Below are 21,289 nucleotides of genomic sequence, written 5' to 3'. Positions count from 1 at the left end.
CGCCACGCCGACCACGACTTCGCTTGAACTACGGGCATCGACCGGCAACAGTGGCGCAATGGACGAAGCCGTACGCCGCTACCGCGACGAAATCGCCGGTCCCCACCAACCACTGTTCGACCGCCTCCATCGCCTGATCCTCACCACCTGCCCCGATGCCGAGGTGGCACTGTCCTACGGCATGCCGACCTACCGAGTCGGAACCCGCCGCCTCAATCTCGGCGCATGGAAACACGGCCTGTCGCTTTATGTTTCACCCCACCGTGACGGCGGCTTCTCCACGCGCCACCCCGAACTGGCCGCAGGAAAAGGCACCATCAAGCTGACGACCGAAGCTGCGGCTGACATCTCCGACAAGGAATTCCAGGACTTGATCCGTGCCGCGCTCGGCAACTGAGCGGGGCAGCGTGCATCACACCACCTCCGAATCGGCACCGGCACCGCCTTCTTCGCCTTCGCCCGTAGCGTCGACGTCGTTGTAGAGCTGAAGGTAGACCCCTGGATCGTCCTCACTGTCATCGTCGTACGCGGCGACTTGCAGCATCCCTCCGGGGAAGATGAACGTCCTCGAACGTGCGGTCATGACGATCCTTTGCGTAGTGGCTGGTTGGCGGGCAGCTCGGGGCCGGGAGATCGGTGCCGTCGCCCGGACCGCGCTCTACCGGCGCCGAGCGCCATGGCTGACGCTAGGAAGGACCATCGGGGTCAGTCCATGAGTATGCAAAAGTATGCAGAAGACACCGGATTCAGCTATCACAATGGCCGTTGGAGCGGGACCATATGACTGCAACACTGCAAGATTCTGCATAGGAGAGACAGGAGAGGACGTCATGCCAGGAAAAGGCGTCATGCGCTTGCGGTTCCTCGGGAGTGGTGGATCGAACCACGATGGCTGTCCGACGCTTTTCGCCAATGATCAAGGCAGCTATGTAGTCCTCGGGTGGAAGACCGACCGCCCGGATACGGTAGAGGTACCCCACCTACTAACGGGATTCGCCGAACCTGGGACGTACATTGGAACCATGCTCCGGGACAGCGGAAGAGGTACGTTTCTACTTACAGGCTGTCCGGTCGCCTCGCCCGAGGTACTGGGCCAGATGACTATGGAGGCATACGAAACCGCCATCGAGGTACCGAAGGCAGAAAGGACCTATTTCGGTGCAATTTCGACCGAATCTTGAAATTCTGGCAGAGTCGCAGCACGAGGCATTTCATCTGGAGGTTCGAGACTCGTACGGAGTGCCATCCGAGGACGAGCCGTTCCAGCGGTTTCTGAACAACGAACCGTTCGACTACCGGGAATGGTTCCGAGGCTGGTCCGGGTTCGTGCAGGAGTTGACGGCTCGTGGCGTGTCTTTCAAGCGGGTTCGGGTGATAACTGTTCCGCACAGCGACTATCAGCGCTGGTCTCTCGTTATGGCAGCGTTCAATGTGGAGGCTGGAGAGGATATCCGATACCTGCCTCGGCATCTCGCCGGAGATACGCCACCGGATGATTGGTGGCTGATCGACAATAAGACGGTTGTCTTCAACCTGGCGGATAAGGATGGTCGCTCGGTTGGCGGTTCGGCAGTAACGACAGATCATGAGATCGTGTCGTACTGCCAGAGCGTCAGAGATCGCCTCTGGGTGCTGGCAACGCCGTATCCGGACTATATACGGGTGACATCACAATAGTGGCCAGCTCGGTTCAGGAGGCCAGAGGAGCTCTCGGAAAACGACTCCGCGAAATACGGCGACGTAGCGGAATGACCGGCCGAGAGCTCGCCCGGCGGGCGGGATGGCATGAAACAAAGGTGTCGAAGATCGAATACGGGGTGATCCGACCGTCCGATGCCGATATACGAGCCTACTGTCTTCACTCCGGCGCGAATGATCAGCTGGAAGACCTGCTAGCGACCCTGCACAACATCGACTCCGCCTATATAGAATGGCGGCAAGCTCTCGGCGCGGGAATGAAACATCGGCAGCAACAAACGCTGCGACTGGAATCGCGAGCAAGCGTTATCCGAAACTGGGAGCCATCGATAGTATCCGGATTACTTCAAACGGCCGATTATGCCACTGCCATTATGAAGAACGTGATCTCCTTCTATGGGATTCCCGACGACTTGGACGATGCGGTTGCGAAGCGCATGGAGCGGCAGCGCATTCTTTATAAGCGCGGAAAGCGATTTCATATTCTGCTGGGCGAGCAATCGCTGTACACGACCTTGGGTGACGATCAGATTATGCTGGGCCAGCTGGACAGATTGTATTCGGTTATTGGAATGGCCAGTGTAATGTTGGGCATTGTGCCGCGTACCGCCGAAGGCTTGGTTGTGGTCGAGAACTTCTTTATGTTCGACAACCGTATGGTTAAAGTTGAAGGTCATACTGCGGGAATCACTATTACTCAGCCGCGAGAGATAGCCCTCTACGGCCGAGCATTCGATACGTTGGCACGTCAGTCCGTCACCGGCGAGGCCGCCCGAGGTCTGATCCGGAAGGCCATCGATGCAAGGGCTGGGTAGCGATCACCCGAGATTTCCAGTGTGCCCATGGAAGGAGACTCGCCGCAGTGCTTCATGTGATCGGTGATGAGTTCAGGGATATGTTCCGCTCGTGCCAGCGGTCGGCATTTCACCTCGAGGTGCAGGACATCTACGAAACCCCGGAGGAATCCGAACCGTTCCGTAGATTCTTGGTCGGCGAACCGGACGACTTCGCCTGGCTGCAATCCTGGTTGGATCTGGTGCGTGAGGCGACTGATCGAGGCGTGCTGTTCACTCGCGTCAGAGTCGTCACCGAGCCGCATGTCGACTACGTCCGCTGGAGTCTGGCCGTGTCGCCGCTGAATATTCGAGCAGGAGAGGACATTCGGTACCTGCCGCGGCGTCTGGTGGACCTGGATGAGCTTCCGGCGGACGACTACTGGTTGTTCGATGGCAACGTGGTCGCCTACACCCTGTTCCGTCCGGACGGAACAGCCTCGGGTGCGGCCGTGACAGCCGACCCGACGCAGGTGGAGCATTGCGCAGCGACCCGAGACATGGTGTGGCGGAAGGCGGTTCCGTATTCCGACTACCATCGGACCGATGGCGCTCCGTGACCGTTACCAGTAGCCGCCGGACCAGACTTCACACCGCTGCCACTCGGTTTCCCCGGCCGCTGACGCTCAGTCCTGGGGCGGCCGCCACATCGGCCACATGGGCGGTCCGCCCCCTGTGACATCGACCTCGCGGGTGAGTTCGAAGCCGTAGCGGGCGTAGTACGGAACGTTCGAGGGTTTGCTCGATTCCAGGTAGGTGGGTGCGCCGAGTTCGTCGCAGCGGGTGAGTCGTGCTGCGAGCAAGGCATGTCCGACTCCCTGGCCACGCACCTTGGGCAGGGTGCCGATGAATCCCAGGTACCAGTGTGGTTCTGTCGGATGTGCTTGTGCCATACGCTCCGACATGCGGGCGCTCGCGAGCAGCCGGGAGCGGAGGGACAGGGTTAGGCCGGGCAGCATGCGGCCCAATTCGGAGAGGGGAATGTCCCAGTGGCCGGGGGGAGACCATAGGGCGGCGCCGACGATTTCGCCTGTTTCGTCGCATGCCACATCTGCGCCGCCGTGTCGGAGGTAGTGGTGTCGGGCCATTGTTGTGAACATGATTGCTGCGCGCCGGGCTCGGTTGGTCTCGGAAGGTATGAGCCACCCGATGATCGGGTCGTCGGCGAAGGCGCGGCCCAGGACCTGGCCGAGCTTTCCCGTCTCGCATGCCTCGGCCGCGCGCACGGTTGTTTGCACGCTGTGACGCTACGCCGCTGCGCTGCTGGCACAGGGGTCGGTGTACGGAATGGTTGCCGGGGCGGTCCAGGAATTCCATTCCTGGCGGCTGATGGGGGAGGTCAGTTTTCGGCACAGGAGTTCGGGTTGGGGCGGAAAGTAGATGGGCCATAGGAAGATCGCGTGGTCGTCGCCGCCCGATACGATGCGTGTTCCGGCGGTGTCGACGGCCACGCTGCGCACACCCAGATCGTGTCCGACCAGTGGCGAGGCGATCTCCTGACCGGTTGCCGCGTCCCAGAGTCGAATCGTTCCCTCCTTGCCTCCGGAAATGATGTACCGTCCGTTCGGCGTGTAGGTGACGCTGGTTACCGGTGCCACATGCCCGGTTATGACCGGCTGAATCAATGCTCCTATCGTGACATCCCACTGATGGATCCTGGAACCGGAGTCGCCGGACACGATGTGTCTGCTGTCGGGACTGAACGCGACGCTCAGGACATCGCCGCTGGTGAGTGCGTAGTGTGTATCGGTGAGAGCCGGACCTCTTTGCTGTCCAGTCATGGCGTCCCACATGCGTATTCCACCGCCGCCACCCGAGGCCAGCAGTCTTCCGTCCGGGCTGAAGGCGACGGACCACACCGACCCGGTGTGCCCGGCCATCGGGGCACCAATTTCGGTGTGGGAAGCGACATCCCACAGTCGGACCGTCGCATCCACGCCGCCCGTGGCGATACGACGTCCGTCACGGCTGAACGCAACGGCAAAGATCGCGCTCTGGCACGGGATCGGTTCGCCCACTTCGACTCCCGATCCGGCATCCCATAGTCGAACGGTCTGATCGACGCCGCCGGTCGCGAGATAGCGGCCGTCCGGGCTGAAAGCGACACTCGTGACAACTCCCGAATGTCCGGTGAAGGGCGCGCTGATCCGAGTGCGAGTACCCGTGTCCCACAGGCGAATTCCATCGGGGCCAACCGATGCGATTCGCTTTCCGTCCGGACTGAATGCCACTGCGATAGTCTCACCCTGGTGCCCGAGTAGCGGAAGCCTCGACATGGTCCAGAAGCGCAATGTCTTGTCGTCGCCGCCGGATGCGAGGTTTTGCCCGTCCGGGCTGAGGGCGATGCTGTTCACGGGTTTGTTGTGCCCGGTGAAGGGCAGGCCGATCGGCTGCCCGGTCGATGCGTCCCACACGACGACGGCGTCATCGGCCGCGGCGGTGATGATGCGGCGTCCGTCCGGAGTGAAACGGACCGCCCGCACCGAGTTCTGGGCCACGGCGAACGACGCCGTCTCACGCCCGCTGGAAACTTCCCACACACGAACCTGATGAGCCTCGTCGCCCGCGGCGATATGGGTTCCGTCCGGACTGAACGTGACACTCTCGGCCGGTCTGTCCACCTGTAGCGGCTGGATGGTCTGCGTGAGCGTAGTCGCGTCGAACACATGAACAAAGCTGTCGGAGCTGGCGAATGCGATGGTCCTCCCATCCGGGCTGTACGCGACGGATCCTGTTCCGGTACCGCTCGTATCGACCAGTTCGGCGGTCGGCTTTCCTGAGTCGATGTCCCAGAACTTCACCACGCCACTGTTTTCCGCTTTGTCGAATTCGCTCGCCATGATCAGCTTGCCGTCGGGACTCAGCGCCAGTGCGGCCACAGGCCCGCCCGCTTGAATCGCGGCTCCCACTTGCAGTCTCGTATCGAGATCCCAGATCCGAATGGTCCCATCGCCGCTACCCGACACGAGTCGCCTGCCGTCGCCCGTGATTGCCAACGCGCCCACGGTATCGGTGTGCCCCTTCAGTTCTCCGACCTGCCGCCCCGTGCCGACATCCCACATCCTGACGCTGTTGTCATCGGCCCCGCTGGTCACCACCATCTTCCCATCGGGCCGATACACCACCTGAAGGATCGTGGTGGGCGTCTCCACGACGGATTCGAGTGCCGATCTCTTATACAGCGCATCGATCAGCGCATAGTCCGTACTACCCCCGCTCATCGACCGCGACATGAGCAATTCCTTGAACGCCCGAACATCACCCCCCGGCCGCGCACTCCCAATCATCGCCTGACTCTCGGCGAGCAGACGCTGAGCCACGGCCTCCCGTGTCCGGGCGTCGGCCAGGTTCCGCGCCTGCACGGCCTGCCACAGCCCGACCGCGGCGACGAGGGCGAGGGTCAGGATCACGGCGAACGCACCATTGCGCAGGCGCGCCAGAATCCGTTGCTGGCGAACGTCTTCGCTATCGATATCTCGCTTGGACCGCCCGTGCACCGGCGCGGCGAGTGAGGCCGTGCACGAGCGGAATTCGCTGTTTCGCAGCGACAGCTGAGTGCTGTTGCGGGCCCAGCTCAGATCCACCCAGATCGGTTCGGCGGTGAAGTATCCGGACAGACTGCGCGGGACCGCGTCGGTGACCGTCCAATCGAAATCGACCGCCTGCTCGTCCCATTGGACCGTGCCGTCGGTCACCGCGATGAGGAAGGAATCGGCGGTCCGCTGGGACTTCCAGAAGTCGATCTCCTTGCCGACCCATTTCGATACGGCGGCATCCGGAGACGCCAGGAGCAGGAAGTACCGCGATCTGGTGAGCGCGTCCTGGATGGCGCCGCCCAGGTCGGCGGCCGCGGACAGGTCCGTGGTGTCGCGGAAGACGGTAAGGCTGCGGGGCCGATTCCAGGGTTTGGCCAGCCGTGCCAGTCCACGCTGTAGCGCGGGCGCGAACCGGCTGTCCCGGCGATGGCTGTAGGACATGAAGATATCGATGCTGCGGTCATCCGTGGACAATGGTCCCGTGGCGCTGTGTGCGAGCTCGTCGGTCGACATGCGCTCCCCCTGCGGGTCGGATGCGGGGGATTGTAGCGCTCGAAGAACCTGGTAGGGGGCTTGTCTCGGCGTCACTCGCGCCGACCCCGGCGTGTCCTGTCCGCGATGGAGCACAGGGCGGACACTTCGGCCTCGTCCGTGTCGAAGTGGTCGAAACCATCGGGCACACCGACGCCCGTGAACGACACCGCGCCCGCCTCGGCACCGCAGACCGGGGAGCGCACCGCCGCGTGAATGTCGCGGACTCCGGTTGCGGTGATTATCTGCATGGCATTCGAGGCGCGAATGCCGCCGCAGGCCATGATGGTGATCCGGTCGGATGCCTGTGCCACCAGCGCGGCGATCGTGGGTGCGCCGTCCAGGGCGCGGCGGTGGCCGCCGGAGGTCAGGACTCGGGCGAAGCCCAATTCCATTGCCTGGTCGAGGATTCGAGCGGGCGAGGAGCTGGCGTCAATGGCGCGGTGGAGGGTGACCGGTTTGTGTTCGGCGGCGTCGAGGAGGGCGGCGCAGGCTTCGGTGTCGAGTAGGCCGTCGTGAGTCAGTGCGCCGACGACGAATCCGTGTGCTCCGGCACGATCGGCCGCGCGAATATCGCGCACCATGACCGCGAGTTCGCTTCGCGTGTAACGGAAGTCGCCCGGGCGGGGGCGGATCAGGGCATGCACCTCGGTGGTCTTCGAGTGCGCCACGGCAAGTTCCAGCAATCCCTGACTCGGAGTCAGGCCGCCGTCCGCCAGAGCGCCGCACAATTCCACCCGGTCCGCGCCGCAGCGCGCCGCGATATCAACACCGTGGATCGTCTCGACGCTGATCTCCACGCGCATGCCGTCACCTTTCCGATCACCGGGCGAGAGGCCAAGGTATCCAATCGAAGTCGGGCCGACGCATCCGGCCGCGTCATGGCCCATTGACGGTGGTGAAGTGCCCAAATCGCGGACAACGCTCGCGCTCCATTGTCAAACTCGACTAACGCCCTGCGGGCGACCTGCTGAAGGAGCTGTCCCATGTCGGTGCACAAGACCGCGGCCGGTGTCGCGATGGCCGCGGCCCTCGCCGCCGCGGTATCCGGGTGTTCGAAGTCGGAGTCCGGGTCGACCGCGGCCAGTGGGACCGGCCCCGCCGCGTCGGCGGCCGCGGTGCAGCCGGGCGGCCAGCAGACCTGCACGATCGAGCAGACCGGATACCCGAGGATCGATCCGAAGACGGCGAAAATCGGCTTCTCCCAATCGGAGAAAGAGGCCAACCCGTTCCGGATCACCGAGACCGACTCGATCCGCGACCAGGCCGCCAAGCTCGGCATTCCGGCGGGCAATCTCTTGATCACCAATGCCCAGAGCGATCTCGACAAACAGGTCGGCGATATCAAGTCCATGCTCGATCAGGGCGTGCAGGCGCTGATCGTCGCGCCGTTGAATTCCGATGGGCTGCAACCGGCCCTCGACGCCGCCCGGGCGAAGAAGGTCCCGGTCATTACCATCGACCGCCAGGTCACCTCCCGGCCCTGCACGGACTACGTGACCTTCATCGGCTCCGACTTCGTCCACCAGGGCGAGCGGGCGGCCGACCAGATGGTCCGGGTGACCGGCGGGCGAGGCAAGATCGCGATCCTGCTCGGCTCCTCCGGAAACAATGTGACCACCGACCGCACCAAGGGCTTCAAAGACAAGCTCACCGCCACCCCCGGACTCGCCGTCGTCGCCGAGCAGACCGGCGACTTCGACCGCTCCAAGGGACAGTCGGTGATGGAACAACTGCTACAGAGCCATCCCGACATTACGGCCGTCTACGCCGAGAACGACGAAATGGGCATCGGGGCGGTCAATGCGATCAGGGGCGCGGGCAAGCAGCCGGGCAAAGATATCAAGATCGTCTCGGTCGACGGCACCCGTAATGCGGTGCAGCTGATCGTCTCCGGCGACTACAACGCCGATATCGAATCGAATCCGCGCTTCGGCCCGCTGGCCTTCCAGACCCTGCAGCAGTTCGAGGACGGCCGCCCGGTCCCGGCCACCGTGATCATCTCCGACAACGAATACGACGAGACCACTGCCGCGGCGAAGATCGGCGACGCGTACTGACCGGGGACCGGGAGATGACCGAGCCGATCCTCGAGGTCGTGGCGGCGCACAAGGAATTCGGCGGCATCCGCGCCCTCGACGACGTGTCGTTCGCGGTGCGCCCCGGGGAGATTCACGCCCTGGTCGGCGAGAACGGCGCGGGAAAGTCCACGCTGGTCAAGGTGCTCACCGGCGTTCACCGGCTCGACGGCGGCCACCTGCGCTACCGCGGCGAACCGGCCGCGTTCGCCACCCCGGCGCAGGCGCAGCGGGCCGGGATCTCCACCATCTACCAGGAGCTCGACCTCGTCCCGCGGATGAGCATCGCGCACAACGTCTTCCTGGGCCGCGAGCCGCGCAATCGGTTGGGCCTCATCGACCAACGCCGCATGATCGCGCAAGCCGCCGAACTCCTCGCCGACTACGGCATCGCCGCCGACGCGCGCCGCCCGCTGGACAGCCTCGGCGTCGGCGCGCAGCAGATGGTCGCGCTGGCCCGCGCCGTGTCGGTGGACGCGCGTGTGGTCGTCATGGACGAGCCGACCTCGTCGCTGGAGCCACGCGAGGTGGAGCGGCTGTTCGCGGTGATCGAGCGGCTGCACCGGCAGGACATCGCGGTCGTCTACGTCAGCCACAGGCTCGACGAGCTGTACCGGATCTGCGACCGCGTCACCGTGCTGCGCGACGGCCGCGTCGTGCACACCGGCCCGCTCGCCGATATCGACCGGCTCGCGCTCATCGCCCTGATGCTCGGCCGCGATATCGGGGAGGTGCGGGCGCACGGCGCCACCAGCTTCGGCGAGGACCACCACGCCGCGGCCGAGCAGGTGCTGCGCGCCGAGGATCTGGTCAGCCGCCCCCGGCTGGCGGGGGTCTCGGTCACCGCCCGCGCGGGCGAGATCGTCGGCCTGGCAGGGCTTTTGGGCTCGGGACGCAGCGAGACCGTGCGCGCGATCTTCGGCGCGCTGCCCCTGGACCGCGGCACGGTCGCGATCGCGGGACGCCGCGTCCGGTCCGGCAGCACGCCCGCGGCGATCGCGGCGGGCATTGCCATGCTGGCCGAGGACCGCCGCGCGGACGGCATCATCCCCGCGCTGTCGGTGCGGGAGAACATCGTCCTGGCCGCGCTGCCGCGCCTGTCCCGGTTCGGCGTGGTGAGCCGCGCCCGGCAGGACCGGATCGTCGACACCTTCGTCACCCGCCTGCGCATCAAGATTTCCGGCCCGGAGCAGCCGGTGTCCGAGCTGTCCGGCGGCAACCAGCAGAAGGTGCTGCTGGCCCGCTGGCTGTGCCTGCAACCCCGGGTGCTGCTGCTGGACGAGCCGACCCGCGGCATCGATGTCGGCGCCAAGGCCGAGGTGCAGGCGCTCATCGACGAACTCGCCGCCGAGGGGCTGGCCGTGGTGCTGATCAGTGCCGAACTGGAGGAACTGCTCGACGGCGCCGACCGCCTGCTGCTGCTGCGCGACGGCGCGATCGTCGGCGAACTGGTCGGCAATCAGGTCACCGAGCGGAATGTGCTGAGCGCCTTGGCCGAAGGGGGTCCCGATGGCTGATCGGCTAGTCACCCGGCGATTGCCCGCGGCGGCGGGATGGCTGTCGGAGTACGGCGTCTATGTCGCGATCGGCGCGCTGCTGCTGTTCAATCTGATCGCCACCCCGAACTTCCTGTCGCTCACCAACCTTCGCACCCAGCTGCTGCAGGCGTCGCCCGTTGTCATTGTGGCGCTGGGGATGGCGCTGGTCATCGGGACCGAGGGCATCGACCTGTCCGTCGGCGCGGTGATGGCGCTGGCCGCCGCGGTGCTGCCGCTCTACCTCGGCTACGGGCCGGTGGTGGCGGTCGGGGTGGCGCTGGTCGTGGGGCTGGCGGCCGGGACGCTCAATGGCATACTCGTTGCGCGCCTGGGGATAGCGCCGATCGTGGCGACGCTGGCGCTGCTGGTGGGCGGGCGCGGCCTCGCCCTCGTCATCGCGCACGGCCGCCTGGTCGACATCCGCAATCCGGCCGTGCTCTCGCTCGGATCCGCTGCGCCGCTGGGCATTCCGATCAGTGTGCTGGTCGCCGCGGTGCTGGCGATCGGGACCGGATTGCTGATTCACGCAACCACATTCGGGCGGCAGCTGGTGGCGATCGGCGGAAACCGTTCGGCGAGTGCGCTGTCGGGGCTGCCGGTGCGCCGCGTGCTCGTCACCGTCTACGTCGTCTGCGGGATCTTCGCCGCGCTGGCCGGGGTGCTGGCCACCGCCCGGCTGCGGGCCAGCGACCCCGCGGATGTCGGTCTGCTGATGGAGCTTTCGGCCATCACCGCGGTCGTGGTCGGCGGGACACCGCTGACCGGCGGCCGGGTGCGGGTCGCCGGAACCGTGGCCGGTGCGCTGCTCATGCAGCTGATCGTGTCCACCCTGATCACCCACGATCTGCCGTCCTCGACCGCGCAGATGGTGCAGGCGGCGGTCATCGTCGTGGCCGTGTACGTCGCGCGGGAGCGGGGCGGTCGATGAGTGCCGATGTGCTCCGGAAGCAGCCTGCCGCACCGGTTTTCCTCGCCGTCATGGTCGTCTCCTGGCTCACGCTGCCGAACTTCGGGACCGCCGACAATATGCGCAACCTGGCGTTGCAGAGCTCGTTTCTCGCCGTGATCGCGCTCGGTATGACCTTCGTGATCATCTCGGGCGGAATAGATCTGTCGGTCGGCTCGGTGTACGCGCTGGGCGGCGTGCTGGCGGCCTACGGATCGCGATGGGGGTTCGCGGCGGCGCTGCTGCTGCCGCTGGCGGTGTGCGGGCTGCTCGGGCTGATCAACGGAATCCTGGTGGCCCGCACCGGAATGGCGCCGTTCATCGTCACCCTGGCGAGCCTGCTGTTCGCGCGCGGGCTGCTGCTGGCCCTCACCGACGAGGGCGCGACCACCTACCGCATCGCGAGCGGGCAGCCGTTCCTGGAGATCGGGCGCGGCACGCTGCTGGGCATCGGCTACCCGGTCTACCTCACGCTCGTGCTGTTCGCGGCCGGGGGAGTGCTGTTGCGGCGCACCGCCTTCGGCCTCACCCTGTTCGCCACCGGCGGCCGCGAGAGCTCCGCGATCCTCATGGGCCTGCCCGTCGCCCGCACCAAGATCATCGTCTACGCCCTGAGCGGACTGCTCGCCGGATTCTCCGGCGCGATGACCGCGGCCTACCTGGAATCCGGTGTGACCGTCATCGGGGTCGGCACCGAACTCGACGCCATCGCCGCGGTGGTCATCGGGGGCACGCTGCTCACCGGCGGCGTGGGCACGGTGCTCGGCACCGTCTTCGGGGTGTTGCTGCGCAGCGTGATTCAGAACATCATCAACCAGATCGGCGGCCTGGACAGCAATTACCAGTCCGTGGTCGGCGGTGCGTTCCTGCTGGCGGTGGTGGTGTTACAGCGCCTGCTCACGCGCACCCGCCGGTGACACCGCCGCGGTCGAGCCGCGGACGACGAGGGTCGTACGTTGAATGCAAACGTTCGCAGAAGGAGGATGGTCATGAGCTCGAACGACAAGCTCGCCGTGGGCTGGATCGGCGCGGGGCGCATGGGCGCGGCGATGGTGACCCGCCTCGCCGCCGCGGGTGTCGCCCCCATGGTGTGGAACCGCACCCGCGCCAAGGCGGAGGCGCTGGTCGAGCGCGGCTGCACGGTCGCCGATCAGATCGCGCAGCTGCGCGCCCGCGACGTGGTGTTCACGATGGTGTCCACCGACGAGGACCTGCGTCAGGTCCTGTTCGGCGGGGGCGGCCTGCTGGCCGACCCCGCCACCGCTCCCGCCATCGTGGTCGACTGCTCGACGGTGTCCACGGCGACGTCGGCGAAGATCCGCGAGATCTGCGCGGGCCGCGGCGTCGGCTTCCTCGCGGCCCCCGTCAGCGGCAACGCGAAAGTGGTTCGCGCGGGCGGACTCTCGTTCGCCGTCTCCGGCCCCCGCGAGACCTACGAGCGGGTCGTCCCCCTGCTGCGCCACATCGGCGGCTCGGTCGCCTACGTCGGCGACGACGACGTGGCCCGCCTGGTGAAGATCTGCCACAACCTGTTCCTGGGCGTGGTGACCCAATCCCTCGCCGAAATCACCGTCCTCGCCGAAAAAGGCGGCGTCCCCCGCGCCGCCTTCCTCGACTTCCTCAACAACAGCGTCCTCGGCTCGACCTTCACCCGCTACAAGACCCCCGCCTTCGTCCACCTCGACTACACCCCCACCTTCACCCCCCTCCTCCTCCGCAAGGACTTCGACCTGGGCCTCGCCGCGGCCCGCGACCACGACGTCCCCATGCCCCTGGCCGCCCTCACCGCCACCCTGATCCAGTCGACAATCGGAACCGGCCGAGTAGACGAGGATTTCGCCATCCTCCTGGACCTCCAGGCCCGAGCCTCGGGGGTGGAACTGAAGCCGGAACATACGCCGGTAGACGACGGGCTGGAGTAGTCACCTTCCCAGTAGCAGGCCCGAGTCCGGGTCGAAGAGCAGGGTGCGGCCCGGTTGGGGGATGGCGGTCAGGGTGTCGCCGAGGGAGGGTTCGTCGGATTCGGCGACGGTGGCGCCGAGGAGGGCGTTGCCGGGGCAGTCCAGGACGACAAGGGTTGTGACGCCCAGGTTTTCGATTACGGAGACGTGGCCGCGGAAGGCGCCGGGTTGGGGGCCTCGGTCGGGGTGGAGGGTGAGGTATTCGGGGCGGATGCCTACCGTGATGGCGCTGTTGTCGGGGCGGGTGAAGGGTAGGGGGAGGGTGGTGCCCGCTACCTCGATGCCGGAATCGGTGATGCGGCCGGGGAGTTGGTTCATCGGGGTCGAGCCGATGAAGTTGGCGACGAATGTGTCTGCGGGGCACTGGAATACCTCGCGGGGGGTGCCTACCTGGCGGAGGCGGCCGGACTCCAGGACGGCGATGCGGTCGGCGACGGCCAGGGCCTCGGCCTGGTCGTGGGTGACGAAGACCGTGGTTACCGCGAGTTCGCGTTGGAGGCGTTTGAGGAAGGTGCGGGCGTCGAGGCGGAGGCGGGCATCGAGGTTGGACAGGGGCTCGTCGAGGAGCAGGACGTCGGCGCCCATGGCGATCGCGCGCGCCAGGGCCACCCGCTGCTGCTGGCCGCCCGACAGCTGGCCGGGGCGGCGGTCCAGCAGATCGGACAGGCCGAGTTCGGCCCCGGTGTCCTCGGCCACCGTGCGGCGGCGGGCGCGGGGAGCGCGGCGCACGCGCAGGGGGTAGGCGATGTTCTCCGCGACCGTCATGTGCGGGAACAGCGCGTAGTCCTGGAACACCATGGCCACATTGCGGCGGCCGGGTTCGACCGCCGTCACGTCCCGGTCGCCGAGCGTGATGCTGCCGCCGGTGGCCTGCTCCAGCCCGGCGAGGGTGCGCAGCAGCGTCGTCTTGCCGCAGCCGGAAGGGCCCAGCAGGGCGAAGAATTCGCCGTCGGCGATGGTCAGCGCCAGCTCGTCCACCGCGCGCACCCCATTCGGGTACACCACCGACAGCGCCCGGATATCGATGCCTGCCATCAGCCCTTGATCCCTCCGTGGAAGCGGAATCCGTAGCGGCGGTTGACGAATAGATAGAGCACCACGACGGGAATCGAATACAGCAGCGAGAACACCGGCAGCGCACGCAGATCGGTGCTGCCGCCCTCGTTCTGCAGGGTGTGGATGATGACCGCCGCGGGCTGCTTGTCGGTGTCCTGCAACAGCAGGAACGGCAGCAGGAAGTTGCCCCACGCGTTGACGAACGACCAGACCACAATGGTGGCGATGCCCGGCCGGGTGATCGGCAGCACCACCTGGGTGAGCACCTGCCGCGACGACGCGCCGAAGACCCGGGCGGACTCCTCGTAGGAGGGCGGCACCGCGTCGATGAAGTCCTTCAACATGAAGATGGCCGCGGGCAGCAGTCCGCCCGACAGCACGACCGCGGTGCTGAGCCGCGAATTGATCAGTCCCAGTTCGTACATCATGAGGAAGATCGGCACCATCGCCGCCGTCCCGGTGACCACGCTGGACAGCAACAGCAGCACATAGAGCAGCGCGCCGCGTCCCGGAATCCGCACGCGGGACAGCACATACGCGGCCGCGACCGCCAGCGCCACCGTGATCGCGGTGGCGACCCCGCACAGGATCAGCGAATTGATCAGCGACGGAGCCACATTCGGATTGTGGAAGGCGGACCGAAGATTGGCGGTGGTCCAGCGCGGCCAGTGCGCCGACAGTCCGGGGTTCCGGTCGAACGGCTCGGAGGCCAGCCACAGCATCGGCAGCGCGAAGAACACCATGAGCACCGCGATCAGCGTGTAGAAGCCGATCCGGCCCAGCACCCAGCGGGGTGTCATGCGCGCCTCCTGAGCAGTCGCAGATACAGCACCGCGATCGCCAGATTGACCACCAGCAGCAGCACCGAGATGGCGGCGGCGTAACCGAGCTGATCGCCGACCAGGGCCTGGTCGTAGATGAAGACCGGCAGCACCTCCGACGCGTGGTCGGGACCGCCGCCGGTGAGCAGATACGGGGTGAAATCGTTCGCGGTCCACAGCGTGATCAGCAGCGTATTGGTGAGCACATGGCCCCGGATATGCGGGAACACAACGTCTTTCAGCAGCCGCAGGCCGCGGGACCCGCACAGGCGCGCCATCTCCAGCTGCGCGGGCGGGACCGTGGTGAGCGCGGAACTGTAGAGCATCATCGAGAAGGCGCTGCCCCGCCAGACATTGAACACGATCAGCGCGATCATGGGGTAGCGGATGAGCCAGGCGGTGGAGTGGTTGCCCAGCAAGGCATTCAGCGTGCCGGAGTTCTGATCGAGCAGGGCGAACCAGAGGAACGCCACCACGGTGCTGGGCAGAATCCAGGCCAGCAGCACGAGACCCTGTGCGCCGCCGCGGATCACCTTCGATGCGCGCGGCAACGCCCAGGCCAGCAGGAAGCCGAGCAGGTTCTGCCCGATGACAGCGGATCCGGCAACGTAGAGGACCGTCAGCAACAGGGCGTTGCGGAAATCGCTGTCGTGTAACGCATTGCGAACATTCCCGAGGCCGACGTTCTGCGGGCTGACCGAATTCGGCCCGGCCAGTTCGTAATTCGTCGTGCCGATGTACAGCGTCCACAGCGCCGGGAAGACGAGGAACAGGCCGATGACGACGATGGCGGGTACGAGCAGGGCCAGCGCCCGGGTTACGCCCAGCCCGGCGACATCGATCCGGCGGCGCGGCGCGGGATCCGGCGGGTGGGCCTCAATTGTCGACAACGTTGTTCCTGCCTACGATGTCGGCCAGTTTGCGGGTGTAGGCCGCGGCCGCGGCGTCGGGGGATCGCCCGGCGATCACATCCGAGGTCGCCTGCCGGATCAGCGCCGATACCCGGGTGTACGCGCCCTCGGAAGGCCGGAACAGGGTGTGCGGCAACACGTTCGTGGCGATGTAGTTCATCAGCGGCTCACCCCTGAGCAAGGCATTGTTGACGTCTGTGCGCGGCATGATCTGAGTGGCGGAGCCGAGATACTTCTGCTCGTAAGCTTCCTGTGCCGCAGCGGAATTCATGAAGGTGAGCAGCTCCCATGCCTGCTGCGGGTAGGCGGTGTTCGGGTTGATCAGCCGGACGGCCCCGCCGGAGTAGCTGACGTAGTCCTGGCCGTTCACCCCCGAGCCGGGATTCATCGCGGGGATCTGCGCGTAGCCGACGGTCGAATTGCGGTCGGGCATCGGATCATTGCCGACGGTAGGGGACAGGATGCCCCGCCACATGTAGTCGCTTTCCAGGTAGATGCCGATCCGACCGGCGGCGAACTCGGCGAAGGACTGGTCCCGGCCCTGCGTCTCCTCGTCCAGGACCGGATCGGCCAGGCGCCGGGCGAAGATCTGCTGATAGAAACCGAGCGCGGCACGCACGGCGGCCGTATTTCCCTGCCACTTGCCGTCGGCGTAGATCGACGTGCCCGCGCCCGCCAGCAGTGGCAGGAAGCCGTTGATGGTGGTGGTCTCGGCCATGGCGGTGCCGCCCGCGATCTGCAGCGGCGTGACACCCGGCAGCGTCGCGAGTCGGGTTGCCGCGTCGAGAATGTCGGCCCAGCTGTGCGGCTGCCAGTCGGTGGGCAGCCCGGCCCGGGCGAACAATGTCTTGTTGTAGAACAGCACCCGGCCGTCGGTGCCGACCGGGATGCCGTAGTCCTGCCCGCGGAATCGGTCGAGCTGGCGCACGGTCGGATAGATCTGTGACCAGCCGTCCCACGCGGCGACCGTGCTCGCGCCGACCACCTCGTCGAGCGGCCGGATCAGCCAGCTCTCCGCGAAATTACCGACATCGGTGCCGTCGATGTCGAAAATGTCACCGCCACCACCGGTCCGCAACTGCAAAATCTGCTTCTGCAAATACGACCCGTCATCGGACCCGTCCCCGAGAAAACGAAGATGGACGGTGACCCCCTCGGCCTTCTCCCTCTCGGTGAACCGAGGAATCACATACTCGGTGATCCACGCCGCGATCGAGGCATTCTTACCGCCCACAATCGCATTGGACGCGATGGTCAGGTTCACGGTCCTGGCATCGGCATTGAGCCGCGGATCGCTGACCCGCGCCGGACGCCCCAGACACCCGGTCAGCAGCAGACACACCGCCACCGCGACGGCCACCAGCGCGGTCGACCTCCGCACCGCCCGATCATCCATCCACGACTCCGAAGCTCAGCGGCCCACCGCCGAACCGACGCGGCGTCGACCGGCTGACACTCCGCCAAACTATGGAACCACAGGTTGTCCGGGTTCGAAGGGAAACGGGTGCGCTGTTGCGGAGCCGCCGATTTCAGGCGGACGGGTGGGTCTCCTCGGCGGGAATTTTTGTGACCGTACCGGACGACTCGGAACGGGAAAAGATGAGCGCGTCGAAGAGGGGCCTTCTACGAGGATCGTGGCGGTTCAGCGATCGTTCCACCTCGGCGGCGTAGGGACCGTTCCACCAGGGCTGGGTTTCGATCAGGACGGGCGGAGCGCCCGAGGGGAAGACGATGGCACGGCCGCGAGGGAGGGAGCGGAGATCTGCGGCGGTGAGAGTGCCGGGACCGAGGACCTCCGCCCGATCCCGGAGGAAGGGCATATCGTCGACGCCACTGCCGAGCACCCGGACGGTCGCGGCCGACCACAGCTCGCTCATGCCGTCCGCGCCCCAGCAGCGAACGCCCTGCGACCAGGACTGCAGCATGGTCATCATGACGATGCCGCGGGAGCCGTAATAGCCGTATCGCTGTGGAAAGTCGCGCCACCGAGCGAGATTCGCGGCATCATCGACAACCATCAGCAGGGGTGACGCCGTCGGCTGATCCTGAGCTGCCGCGACGGTCAGCACCGCTTCGAGGAGCGCGCCCACCAGGGGTGCGACCGAACTCGGGCCCCCGACCGAGAGCGCATACAGCGTGTCGTTCCGTTCAACGAACTCGTGTTCGTCGAATCGCGTCCGCTCGGCCGATGGAGTGATCCAGTCGAGCACGTTGGGAAGGCGCAGGCACTGGACCATCTGCTTGGCCGTGTTGAAGACGCGGGTCTGCTCGTACACGGAGCTGTTGTAGATTGCGGCGAGGCCCGACCCGGCGCTGGAATGATGTGCCGCCCGCAGGATTTCGATCGGCTCGGTATCCTGCGAATACGTTACCCAACCCCAGACCTCGGCGATCCGGCGCTCACCCACCGACGCGGCCAGGAACAGCAGCGCCAGCAATTCCTCGGCCCCGATCTCGAAGTGGTCTTCGGTATCGGCGCACGGGTACGCCTCGGCGAAGTGCCCCGCCAGCAGCGCGGCTCGGTGCTCGTCGCCGCCGACCCAGGCGAGCGGATCCCAGAACCAGGTCGGCGCCTCGCCTGCGATCGCCTCCGGGTCGAACACCCAAATCCGGCGGCGGTTCTCCGCCCGCACATCCCGCGTCGCGTCGACGACGTCCCGCTTGGCCGACGTGGCGATCACCGGACCGTTAGCGGCAAGGATCGCCGGTATCGTCCGGCAGGTTGTCTTTCCCTGCCGCGTGCCCCAGATGTCCACGTGCAGGTCCTCGTACGAGCCGTACAGCCGCCGCCTGCCCGCGACGGCCGTGCCGACGACGACACCGGGCGGCTCGTCCATCCCGAGCCGCCTACCGCAGTCCTCCGCCTTCTGTCGCGCACCGGATTCCGTCAATGGTTCGAGAGCCTTACCGGTCCCCAGCAGCCGGGCCTTGCGGTCGACCGGCACCCGCCCGCGGGTGCGGATCCTCATCGCCACCACCGCGATCAGACCCAGCACGACCACGATGCCGACGACCACCACAACCGCCATTGCCCCCGCCCCTTCTCGAACTTCGTTCCGAACCACAGAGTGTGTCAGCGAAGCTCGCGTACCACCACTCGAAGGTCAGCTCAGGCGTTGGCCTTCTGGTAGGCCGAGATGACCTCCGACTGGATGCGGCCGCGGGTGGAGACGTCGAAGCCGTTCTTGCGGGCCCAGGTTCGGATGGCGGCGGACTGTTCGCGGTCGACGGCGGGTTTGGCGAGGGGTTTGGCGGTGGTGGTGCGGCCTACCTTGCGGGCGTGGGGGGTCCACTGTTCGAAGAAGGTGCGCAGTTCACCGGCGTTGCTGACGGATAGATCCATTTCGTACTGGGCGCCGTCGAGGGCGAAGGTGACCGTCTCCTCCGCCTCGGATCTGCCGTCGTAATCATCGATCAGGGTGACGACAACCTTGCGTGCCATTGGGTTCCCTTCGCAGTCAACGGGATTGATGTCGATGGCATCATATCCGCAGCTCTGCGCGGCTGTTCAGGCACCGCCCGGGGACGGCCCGACGCGCCCGCCGCCGGCGCCCGCGCCGTGCACCTCCCACACGCTCGTCGAGTGCCGCAGCGCCGGGCCGCCGACCGAAACCTGCTGCCAGGCGGCGTCGATATCGCTGTCCGCGCCGAAGGCGGCCACCATCGCGTCGCGGCTGAGGTCGCCGCGGCGCACCGCGCACAGCAGCCGGGCCGCCGCGGGACGGGAGGTGGCGGGGGAGCGCGGCGAGGTCAGCCGGGCGATGGTCTCGACGACGGTCTCGGCCGCCCAGATATCGGGCAGCGCCGCGCCGCATTGCAGCACCGACGGCGACTCCCCGCGATACCAGCGCTCACCGTCCCACCAGAAGCAGAACGACAGCAGGCCCGTCGACGCGCGCTGGTTCAGCACCTCGTCGGTCACCCAATCCGGCGCTCCCGCATACAGATTCGGGAGCTCCAGGCCGCCGGTGTAGGCCGCGTTCAGCGCGGGCGCGTTCCAGACGCCGCCGGACAGCACGGCCGTGCCGTCGGGCCGCACGAACAGCGTCGAGCCGCTGGCGGTGTCGCCGCCGCTCTCGAACCAGGCCACCGCGTCGTCCAGCCGCGGCCCCCGCGCGGACCCCACCGCCACGTGGGCGGCGGCCAGCGTCACCCATCGGGCCCACAGCTGCGGCAGCCCGGGGAGCTCGCTGTCGGCGACGGCCGCGCGTAATCCGGCGGCGCGGTCGGCGCGCACCGCGGCCGCGGCCCGCTCCGGTGTCCGCTGCTGGCGGCCGTCGTGGAACATGTACGCGGCCAGCCACATCGGTAACAGCGGGCGCGGATAGGCGGCCACGTCGGCCCGGTACGCCTCGGGCGGGAACAGCGGGCCGTCGGGAAAGGGCTCGTCGCCGTAGTCGTATTCGACCTCGATGCTGCCGGCGGCCTCCGCCCGCACCAGCAGCCGCCACCACGGTCCGGCCTCGGAGGTCGCCGCCTGCGATCGCAGCCGCCGCACCCGCGCCACCACCAGCGGGGGCACCTCGACCTGCACCGCCCGCCCGCGGACGGTGAACATCGCGCGCGCGGACTCGGTCATGATCGTCAGCGCGAAGGTGGCCTCCATGCGCTGCCAGCCGGGCGGTGCGACCGCCAGTAGCTCCGCCAGCGCCCCCCGGGCCAGATCGGAATCGACGTGGGGGGTGCCGCTCCACTGTTCGATCTGAAATCGGCCGAGGCCGGCTGCGGCACAGCGAATCGGCCCGGGGCGGTGGCCACGCTTACGGTCGCTCATCCCTGCTCGCGGTTCCTGTCCTGGCTAGGCGGACACGGGTGCCCAGACGGCTTTCCCGTGTCCGGAACACCCGACTTCTCGTGCTGATTCTGACATCTCCGCGCAAATGGGAGGAATGATTGCGACGAGTGGATTCTCAAGGGATTGTTAAGGATTCGAATCACCGCCCCGTCGGTACCGCCGGTCCCGGGATCTGTCCGGTTCGCGGGCGCGGATTTCGGGCGGTTTGCGAGGAACCTCCCGACCTTGCCGGGGCGGGAGGGGTTGGCCTCGTCGGCGTGGCGTCCATGGGCGCGTCGGAACCCCTATCGTCGTCGGCGGGCGCGGCCCGGGGCGGTCACCGCATCGGCTCGCGAGTCGATCGTCGGGCACCCGGCGGTCGGCGCCGCCGCGACCATCGTGCTCCGCGTTAGGATTAAACGCTCCCAACCACTTCCGCGATTATCGATGTCGATCTAACTTCATTGATGTCGTTTCCGTCATTCGGATTTCGACGGATCGGTGTGGCGTCGCCGCCGGTCCACCACATTTCGTCATCCCGGCGTTTCGTGACGCCCGTCATCCGGCGTGGGTCCCCTCGTCATCCGGCGTGGGTCCCCTCGTCAT

21 protein-coding genes and 2 pseudogenes are annotated in these 21,289 nt (G+C 66.7%); 11 read left to right on the top strand and 12 right to left on the bottom strand.

Annotation, left to right across the window (positions count from 1 at the left end; genetic code table 11):
* The first annotated feature begins 58 nt into the window (after window positions 1–58).
* On the top strand, window positions 59–397 hold the full coding sequence (locus tag HPY32_RS39575; RefSeq protein ID WP_067587711.1) for a DUF1801 domain-containing protein: 339 nt from the start codon (window positions 59–61) through the stop codon (window positions 395–397).
* Between the two features lie 15 nt (window positions 398–412).
* Here HPY32_RS39575 and HPY32_RS39570 read toward each other — a convergent pair whose 3' ends face one another.
* Complete coding sequence (locus HPY32_RS39570; RefSeq protein WP_156674432.1) at window positions 413–583, bottom strand: hypothetical protein; 171 nt, start codon at window positions 581–583, stop codon at window positions 413–415.
* 145 nt (window positions 584–728) lie between these two features.
* Between HPY32_RS39570 and HPY32_RS39565 the strand changes: the two genes are divergently transcribed.
* Genes HPY32_RS39565 through HPY32_RS39550 form a run of 4 tightly spaced genes read left to right on the top strand, consistent with a single transcriptional unit; the run spans window position 729 to window position 3,091 of the window.
* Window positions 729–1,181, top strand: a complete 453-nt coding sequence (locus HPY32_RS39565; protein ID WP_228785807.1) for a hypothetical protein — start codon at window positions 729–731, stop codon at window positions 1,179–1,181.
* Window positions 1,159–1,677, top strand: a complete 519-nt coding sequence (locus HPY32_RS39560) for a DUF6879 family protein (protein ID WP_231951626.1) — start codon at window positions 1,159–1,161, stop codon at window positions 1,675–1,677. The genes HPY32_RS39565 and HPY32_RS39560 overlap by 23 nt, the downstream gene beginning before the upstream one ends.
* Window positions 1,677–2,513, top strand: a complete 837-nt coding sequence (locus HPY32_RS39555; protein ID WP_082871341.1) for a helix-turn-helix domain-containing protein — start codon at window positions 1,677–1,679, stop codon at window positions 2,511–2,513. The genes HPY32_RS39560 and HPY32_RS39555 overlap by 1 nt, the downstream gene beginning before the upstream one ends.
* Before the next feature lie 47 nt (window positions 2,514–2,560).
* Complete coding sequence (locus HPY32_RS39550; protein WP_197696488.1) at window positions 2,561–3,091, top strand: DUF6879 family protein; 531 nt, start codon at window positions 2,561–2,563, stop codon at window positions 3,089–3,091.
* A gap of 66 nt (window positions 3,092–3,157) precedes the next feature.
* Here the strand turns inward: HPY32_RS39550 and HPY32_RS39545 are convergent, their stop codons facing one another.
* The 4 genes and pseudogenes from HPY32_RS39545 to HPY32_RS39535 all read right to left on the bottom strand — a co-directional run bounded on the left by HPY32_RS39545 (window position 3,158) and on the right by HPY32_RS39535 (window position 7,404).
* Entirely contained in the window at window positions 3,158–3,769 is a 612-nt protein-coding gene (locus tag HPY32_RS39545) for a GNAT family N-acetyltransferase (RefSeq protein WP_067587721.1), read from the bottom strand.
* A 9-nt stretch (window positions 3,770–3,778) separates the two neighbouring features.
* A complete protein-coding gene (locus HPY32_RS39540) occupies window positions 3,779–6,226 on the bottom strand; it encodes a WD40 repeat domain-containing protein (RefSeq protein ID WP_231951627.1) in 2,448 nt (815 codons plus the stop codon).
* A gap of 51 nt (window positions 6,227–6,277) precedes the next feature.
* Window positions 6,278–6,508 (bottom strand): annotated as a pseudogene (locus tag HPY32_RS46685) (TIR domain-containing protein); the annotation flags it as partial.
* A 143-nt stretch (window positions 6,509–6,651) separates the two neighbouring features.
* The gene (locus tag HPY32_RS39535) at window positions 6,652–7,404 is read right to left on the bottom strand and encodes a copper homeostasis protein CutC (RefSeq protein WP_067587727.1); all 753 of its coding nucleotides are present in this window, start codon (window positions 7,402–7,404) and stop codon (window positions 6,652–6,654) included.
* Window positions 7,405–7,584: 180 nt separating this feature from the next.
* Here HPY32_RS39535 and HPY32_RS39530 point away from each other — a divergent pair, with 180 nt between their 5' ends.
* The 6 genes and pseudogenes from HPY32_RS39530 to HPY32_RS45945 all read left to right on the top strand — a co-directional run bounded on the left by HPY32_RS39530 (window position 7,585) and on the right by HPY32_RS45945 (window position 13,082).
* Window positions 7,585–8,658: an ABC transporter substrate-binding protein gene (locus HPY32_RS39530; protein WP_067587730.1), complete on the top strand. Its 1,074-nt coding sequence runs from the start codon at window positions 7,585–7,587 to the stop codon at window positions 8,656–8,658.
* Between the two features lie 14 nt (window positions 8,659–8,672).
* The gene (locus tag HPY32_RS39525) at window positions 8,673–10,193 is read left to right on the top strand and encodes a sugar ABC transporter ATP-binding protein (RefSeq protein ID WP_067587733.1); all 1,521 of its coding nucleotides are present in this window, start codon (window positions 8,673–8,675) and stop codon (window positions 10,191–10,193) included.
* Window positions 10,186–11,142 carry an ABC transporter permease gene (locus HPY32_RS39520; protein ID WP_067587736.1) on the top strand — a complete coding sequence of 319 codons (957 nt, stop codon included), beginning with the start codon at window positions 10,186–10,188 and terminating at the stop codon, window positions 11,140–11,142. The genes HPY32_RS39525 and HPY32_RS39520 overlap by 8 nt, the downstream gene beginning before the upstream one ends.
* The gene (locus HPY32_RS39515) at window positions 11,139–12,077 is read left to right on the top strand and encodes an ABC transporter permease (protein WP_067587739.1); all 939 of its coding nucleotides are present in this window, start codon (window positions 11,139–11,141) and stop codon (window positions 12,075–12,077) included. Before HPY32_RS39520 ends, HPY32_RS39515 begins: the two co-directional genes overlap by 4 nt.
* Window positions 12,078–12,107: 30 nt before the next feature.
* Window positions 12,108–12,638, top strand: a pseudogene (locus tag HPY32_RS45950) (NAD(P)-dependent oxidoreductase); the annotation flags it as partial.
* 21 nt (window positions 12,639–12,659) lie between these two features.
* Window positions 12,660–13,082, top strand: coding sequence for an NAD-binding protein (locus tag HPY32_RS45945; RefSeq protein WP_309247585.1), 423 nt, complete (start codon window positions 12,660–12,662; stop codon window positions 13,080–13,082).
* Here the strand turns inward: HPY32_RS45945 and HPY32_RS39505 are convergent, their stop codons facing one another.
* From HPY32_RS39505 to HPY32_RS39475, 7 genes are all read right to left on the bottom strand, one after another.
* Window positions 13,083–14,156 (bottom strand): ABC transporter ATP-binding protein, encoded by a 1,074-nt coding sequence (locus tag HPY32_RS39505; protein ID WP_067587745.1) that lies wholly within the window; start codon window positions 14,154–14,156, stop codon window positions 13,083–13,085.
* Window positions 14,156–14,977 (bottom strand): carbohydrate ABC transporter permease, encoded by an 822-nt coding sequence (locus HPY32_RS39500; RefSeq protein ID WP_067587748.1) that lies wholly within the window; start codon window positions 14,975–14,977, stop codon window positions 14,156–14,158. Before HPY32_RS39500 ends, HPY32_RS39505 begins: the two co-directional genes overlap by 1 nt.
* Window positions 14,974–15,888, bottom strand: coding sequence for a carbohydrate ABC transporter permease (locus HPY32_RS39495; RefSeq protein ID WP_216676719.1), 915 nt, complete (start codon window positions 15,886–15,888; stop codon window positions 14,974–14,976). Before HPY32_RS39495 ends, HPY32_RS39500 begins: the two co-directional genes overlap by 4 nt.
* Window positions 15,875–17,290, bottom strand: coding sequence for an ABC transporter substrate-binding protein (locus HPY32_RS39490; protein WP_171983273.1), 1,416 nt, complete (start codon window positions 17,288–17,290; stop codon window positions 15,875–15,877). The genes HPY32_RS39495 and HPY32_RS39490 overlap by 14 nt, the downstream gene beginning before the upstream one ends.
* Before the next feature lie 148 nt (window positions 17,291–17,438).
* Window positions 17,439–18,938, bottom strand: a complete 1,500-nt coding sequence (locus HPY32_RS39485; RefSeq protein ID WP_067587752.1) for a type IV secretory system conjugative DNA transfer family protein — start codon at window positions 18,936–18,938, stop codon at window positions 17,439–17,441.
* An 80-nt stretch (window positions 18,939–19,018) separates the two neighbouring features.
* The gene (locus tag HPY32_RS39480; protein WP_067587754.1) at window positions 19,019–19,351 is read right to left on the bottom strand and encodes a histone-like nucleoid-structuring protein Lsr2; all 333 of its coding nucleotides are present in this window, start codon (window positions 19,349–19,351) and stop codon (window positions 19,019–19,021) included.
* Window positions 19,352–19,417: 66 nt separating this feature from the next.
* Window positions 19,418–20,683, bottom strand: a complete 1,266-nt coding sequence (locus tag HPY32_RS39475; protein WP_067587756.1) for a hypothetical protein — start codon at window positions 20,681–20,683, stop codon at window positions 19,418–19,420.
* Window positions 20,684–21,289: the final 606 nt, after the last annotated feature.

The organism is Nocardia terpenica, assembly GCF_013186535.1.
Classification (GTDB): domain Bacteria; phylum Actinomycetota; class Actinomycetes; order Mycobacteriales; family Mycobacteriaceae; genus Nocardia; species Nocardia terpenica.
This window is presented reverse-complemented; position numbering and strand designations above follow the sequence as displayed.

Excerpts from the sequence above, each read along its gene's own strand:
- HPY32_RS39575 (WP_067587711.1), top strand. The coding sequence starts at position 59 with ATGGACGAAGCCGTACGCCGCTACCGCGACGAAATCGCCGGTCCCCAC.
- HPY32_RS39570 (WP_156674432.1), bottom strand. The coding sequence starts at position 583 with ATGACCGCACGTTCGAGGACGTTCATCTTCCCCGGAGGGATGCTGCAA.
- HPY32_RS39565 (WP_228785807.1), top strand. The coding sequence starts at position 729 with ATGCAGAAGACACCGGATTCAGCTATCACAATGGCCGTTGGAGCGGGA.
- HPY32_RS39535 (WP_067587727.1), bottom strand. The coding sequence starts at position 7,404 with ATGCGCGTGGAGATCAGCGTCGAGACGATCCACGGTGTTGATATCGCG.
- HPY32_RS39530 (WP_067587730.1), top strand. The coding sequence starts at position 7,585 with ATGTCGGTGCACAAGACCGCGGCCGGTGTCGCGATGGCCGCGGCCCTC.
- HPY32_RS39525 (WP_067587733.1), top strand. The coding sequence starts at position 8,673 with ATGACCGAGCCGATCCTCGAGGTCGTGGCGGCGCACAAGGAATTCGGC.
- HPY32_RS39520 (WP_067587736.1), top strand. The coding sequence starts at position 10,186 with ATGGCTGATCGGCTAGTCACCCGGCGATTGCCCGCGGCGGCGGGATGG.
- HPY32_RS39515 (WP_067587739.1), top strand. The coding sequence starts at position 11,139 with ATGAGTGCCGATGTGCTCCGGAAGCAGCCTGCCGCACCGGTTTTCCTC.
- HPY32_RS39505 (WP_067587745.1), bottom strand. The coding sequence starts at position 14,156 with ATGGCAGGCATCGATATCCGGGCGCTGTCGGTGGTGTACCCGAATGGG.
- HPY32_RS39500 (WP_067587748.1), bottom strand. The coding sequence starts at position 14,977 with ATGACACCCCGCTGGGTGCTGGGCCGGATCGGCTTCTACACGCTGATC.
- HPY32_RS39485 (WP_067587752.1), bottom strand. The coding sequence starts at position 18,938 with ATGGCGGTTGTGGTGGTCGTCGGCATCGTGGTCGTGCTGGGTCTGATC.
- HPY32_RS39480 (WP_067587754.1), bottom strand. The coding sequence starts at position 19,351 with ATGGCACGCAAGGTTGTCGTCACCCTGATCGATGATTACGACGGCAGA.
- HPY32_RS39475 (WP_067587756.1), bottom strand. The coding sequence starts at position 20,683 with ATGAGCGACCGTAAGCGTGGCCACCGCCCCGGGCCGATTCGCTGTGCC.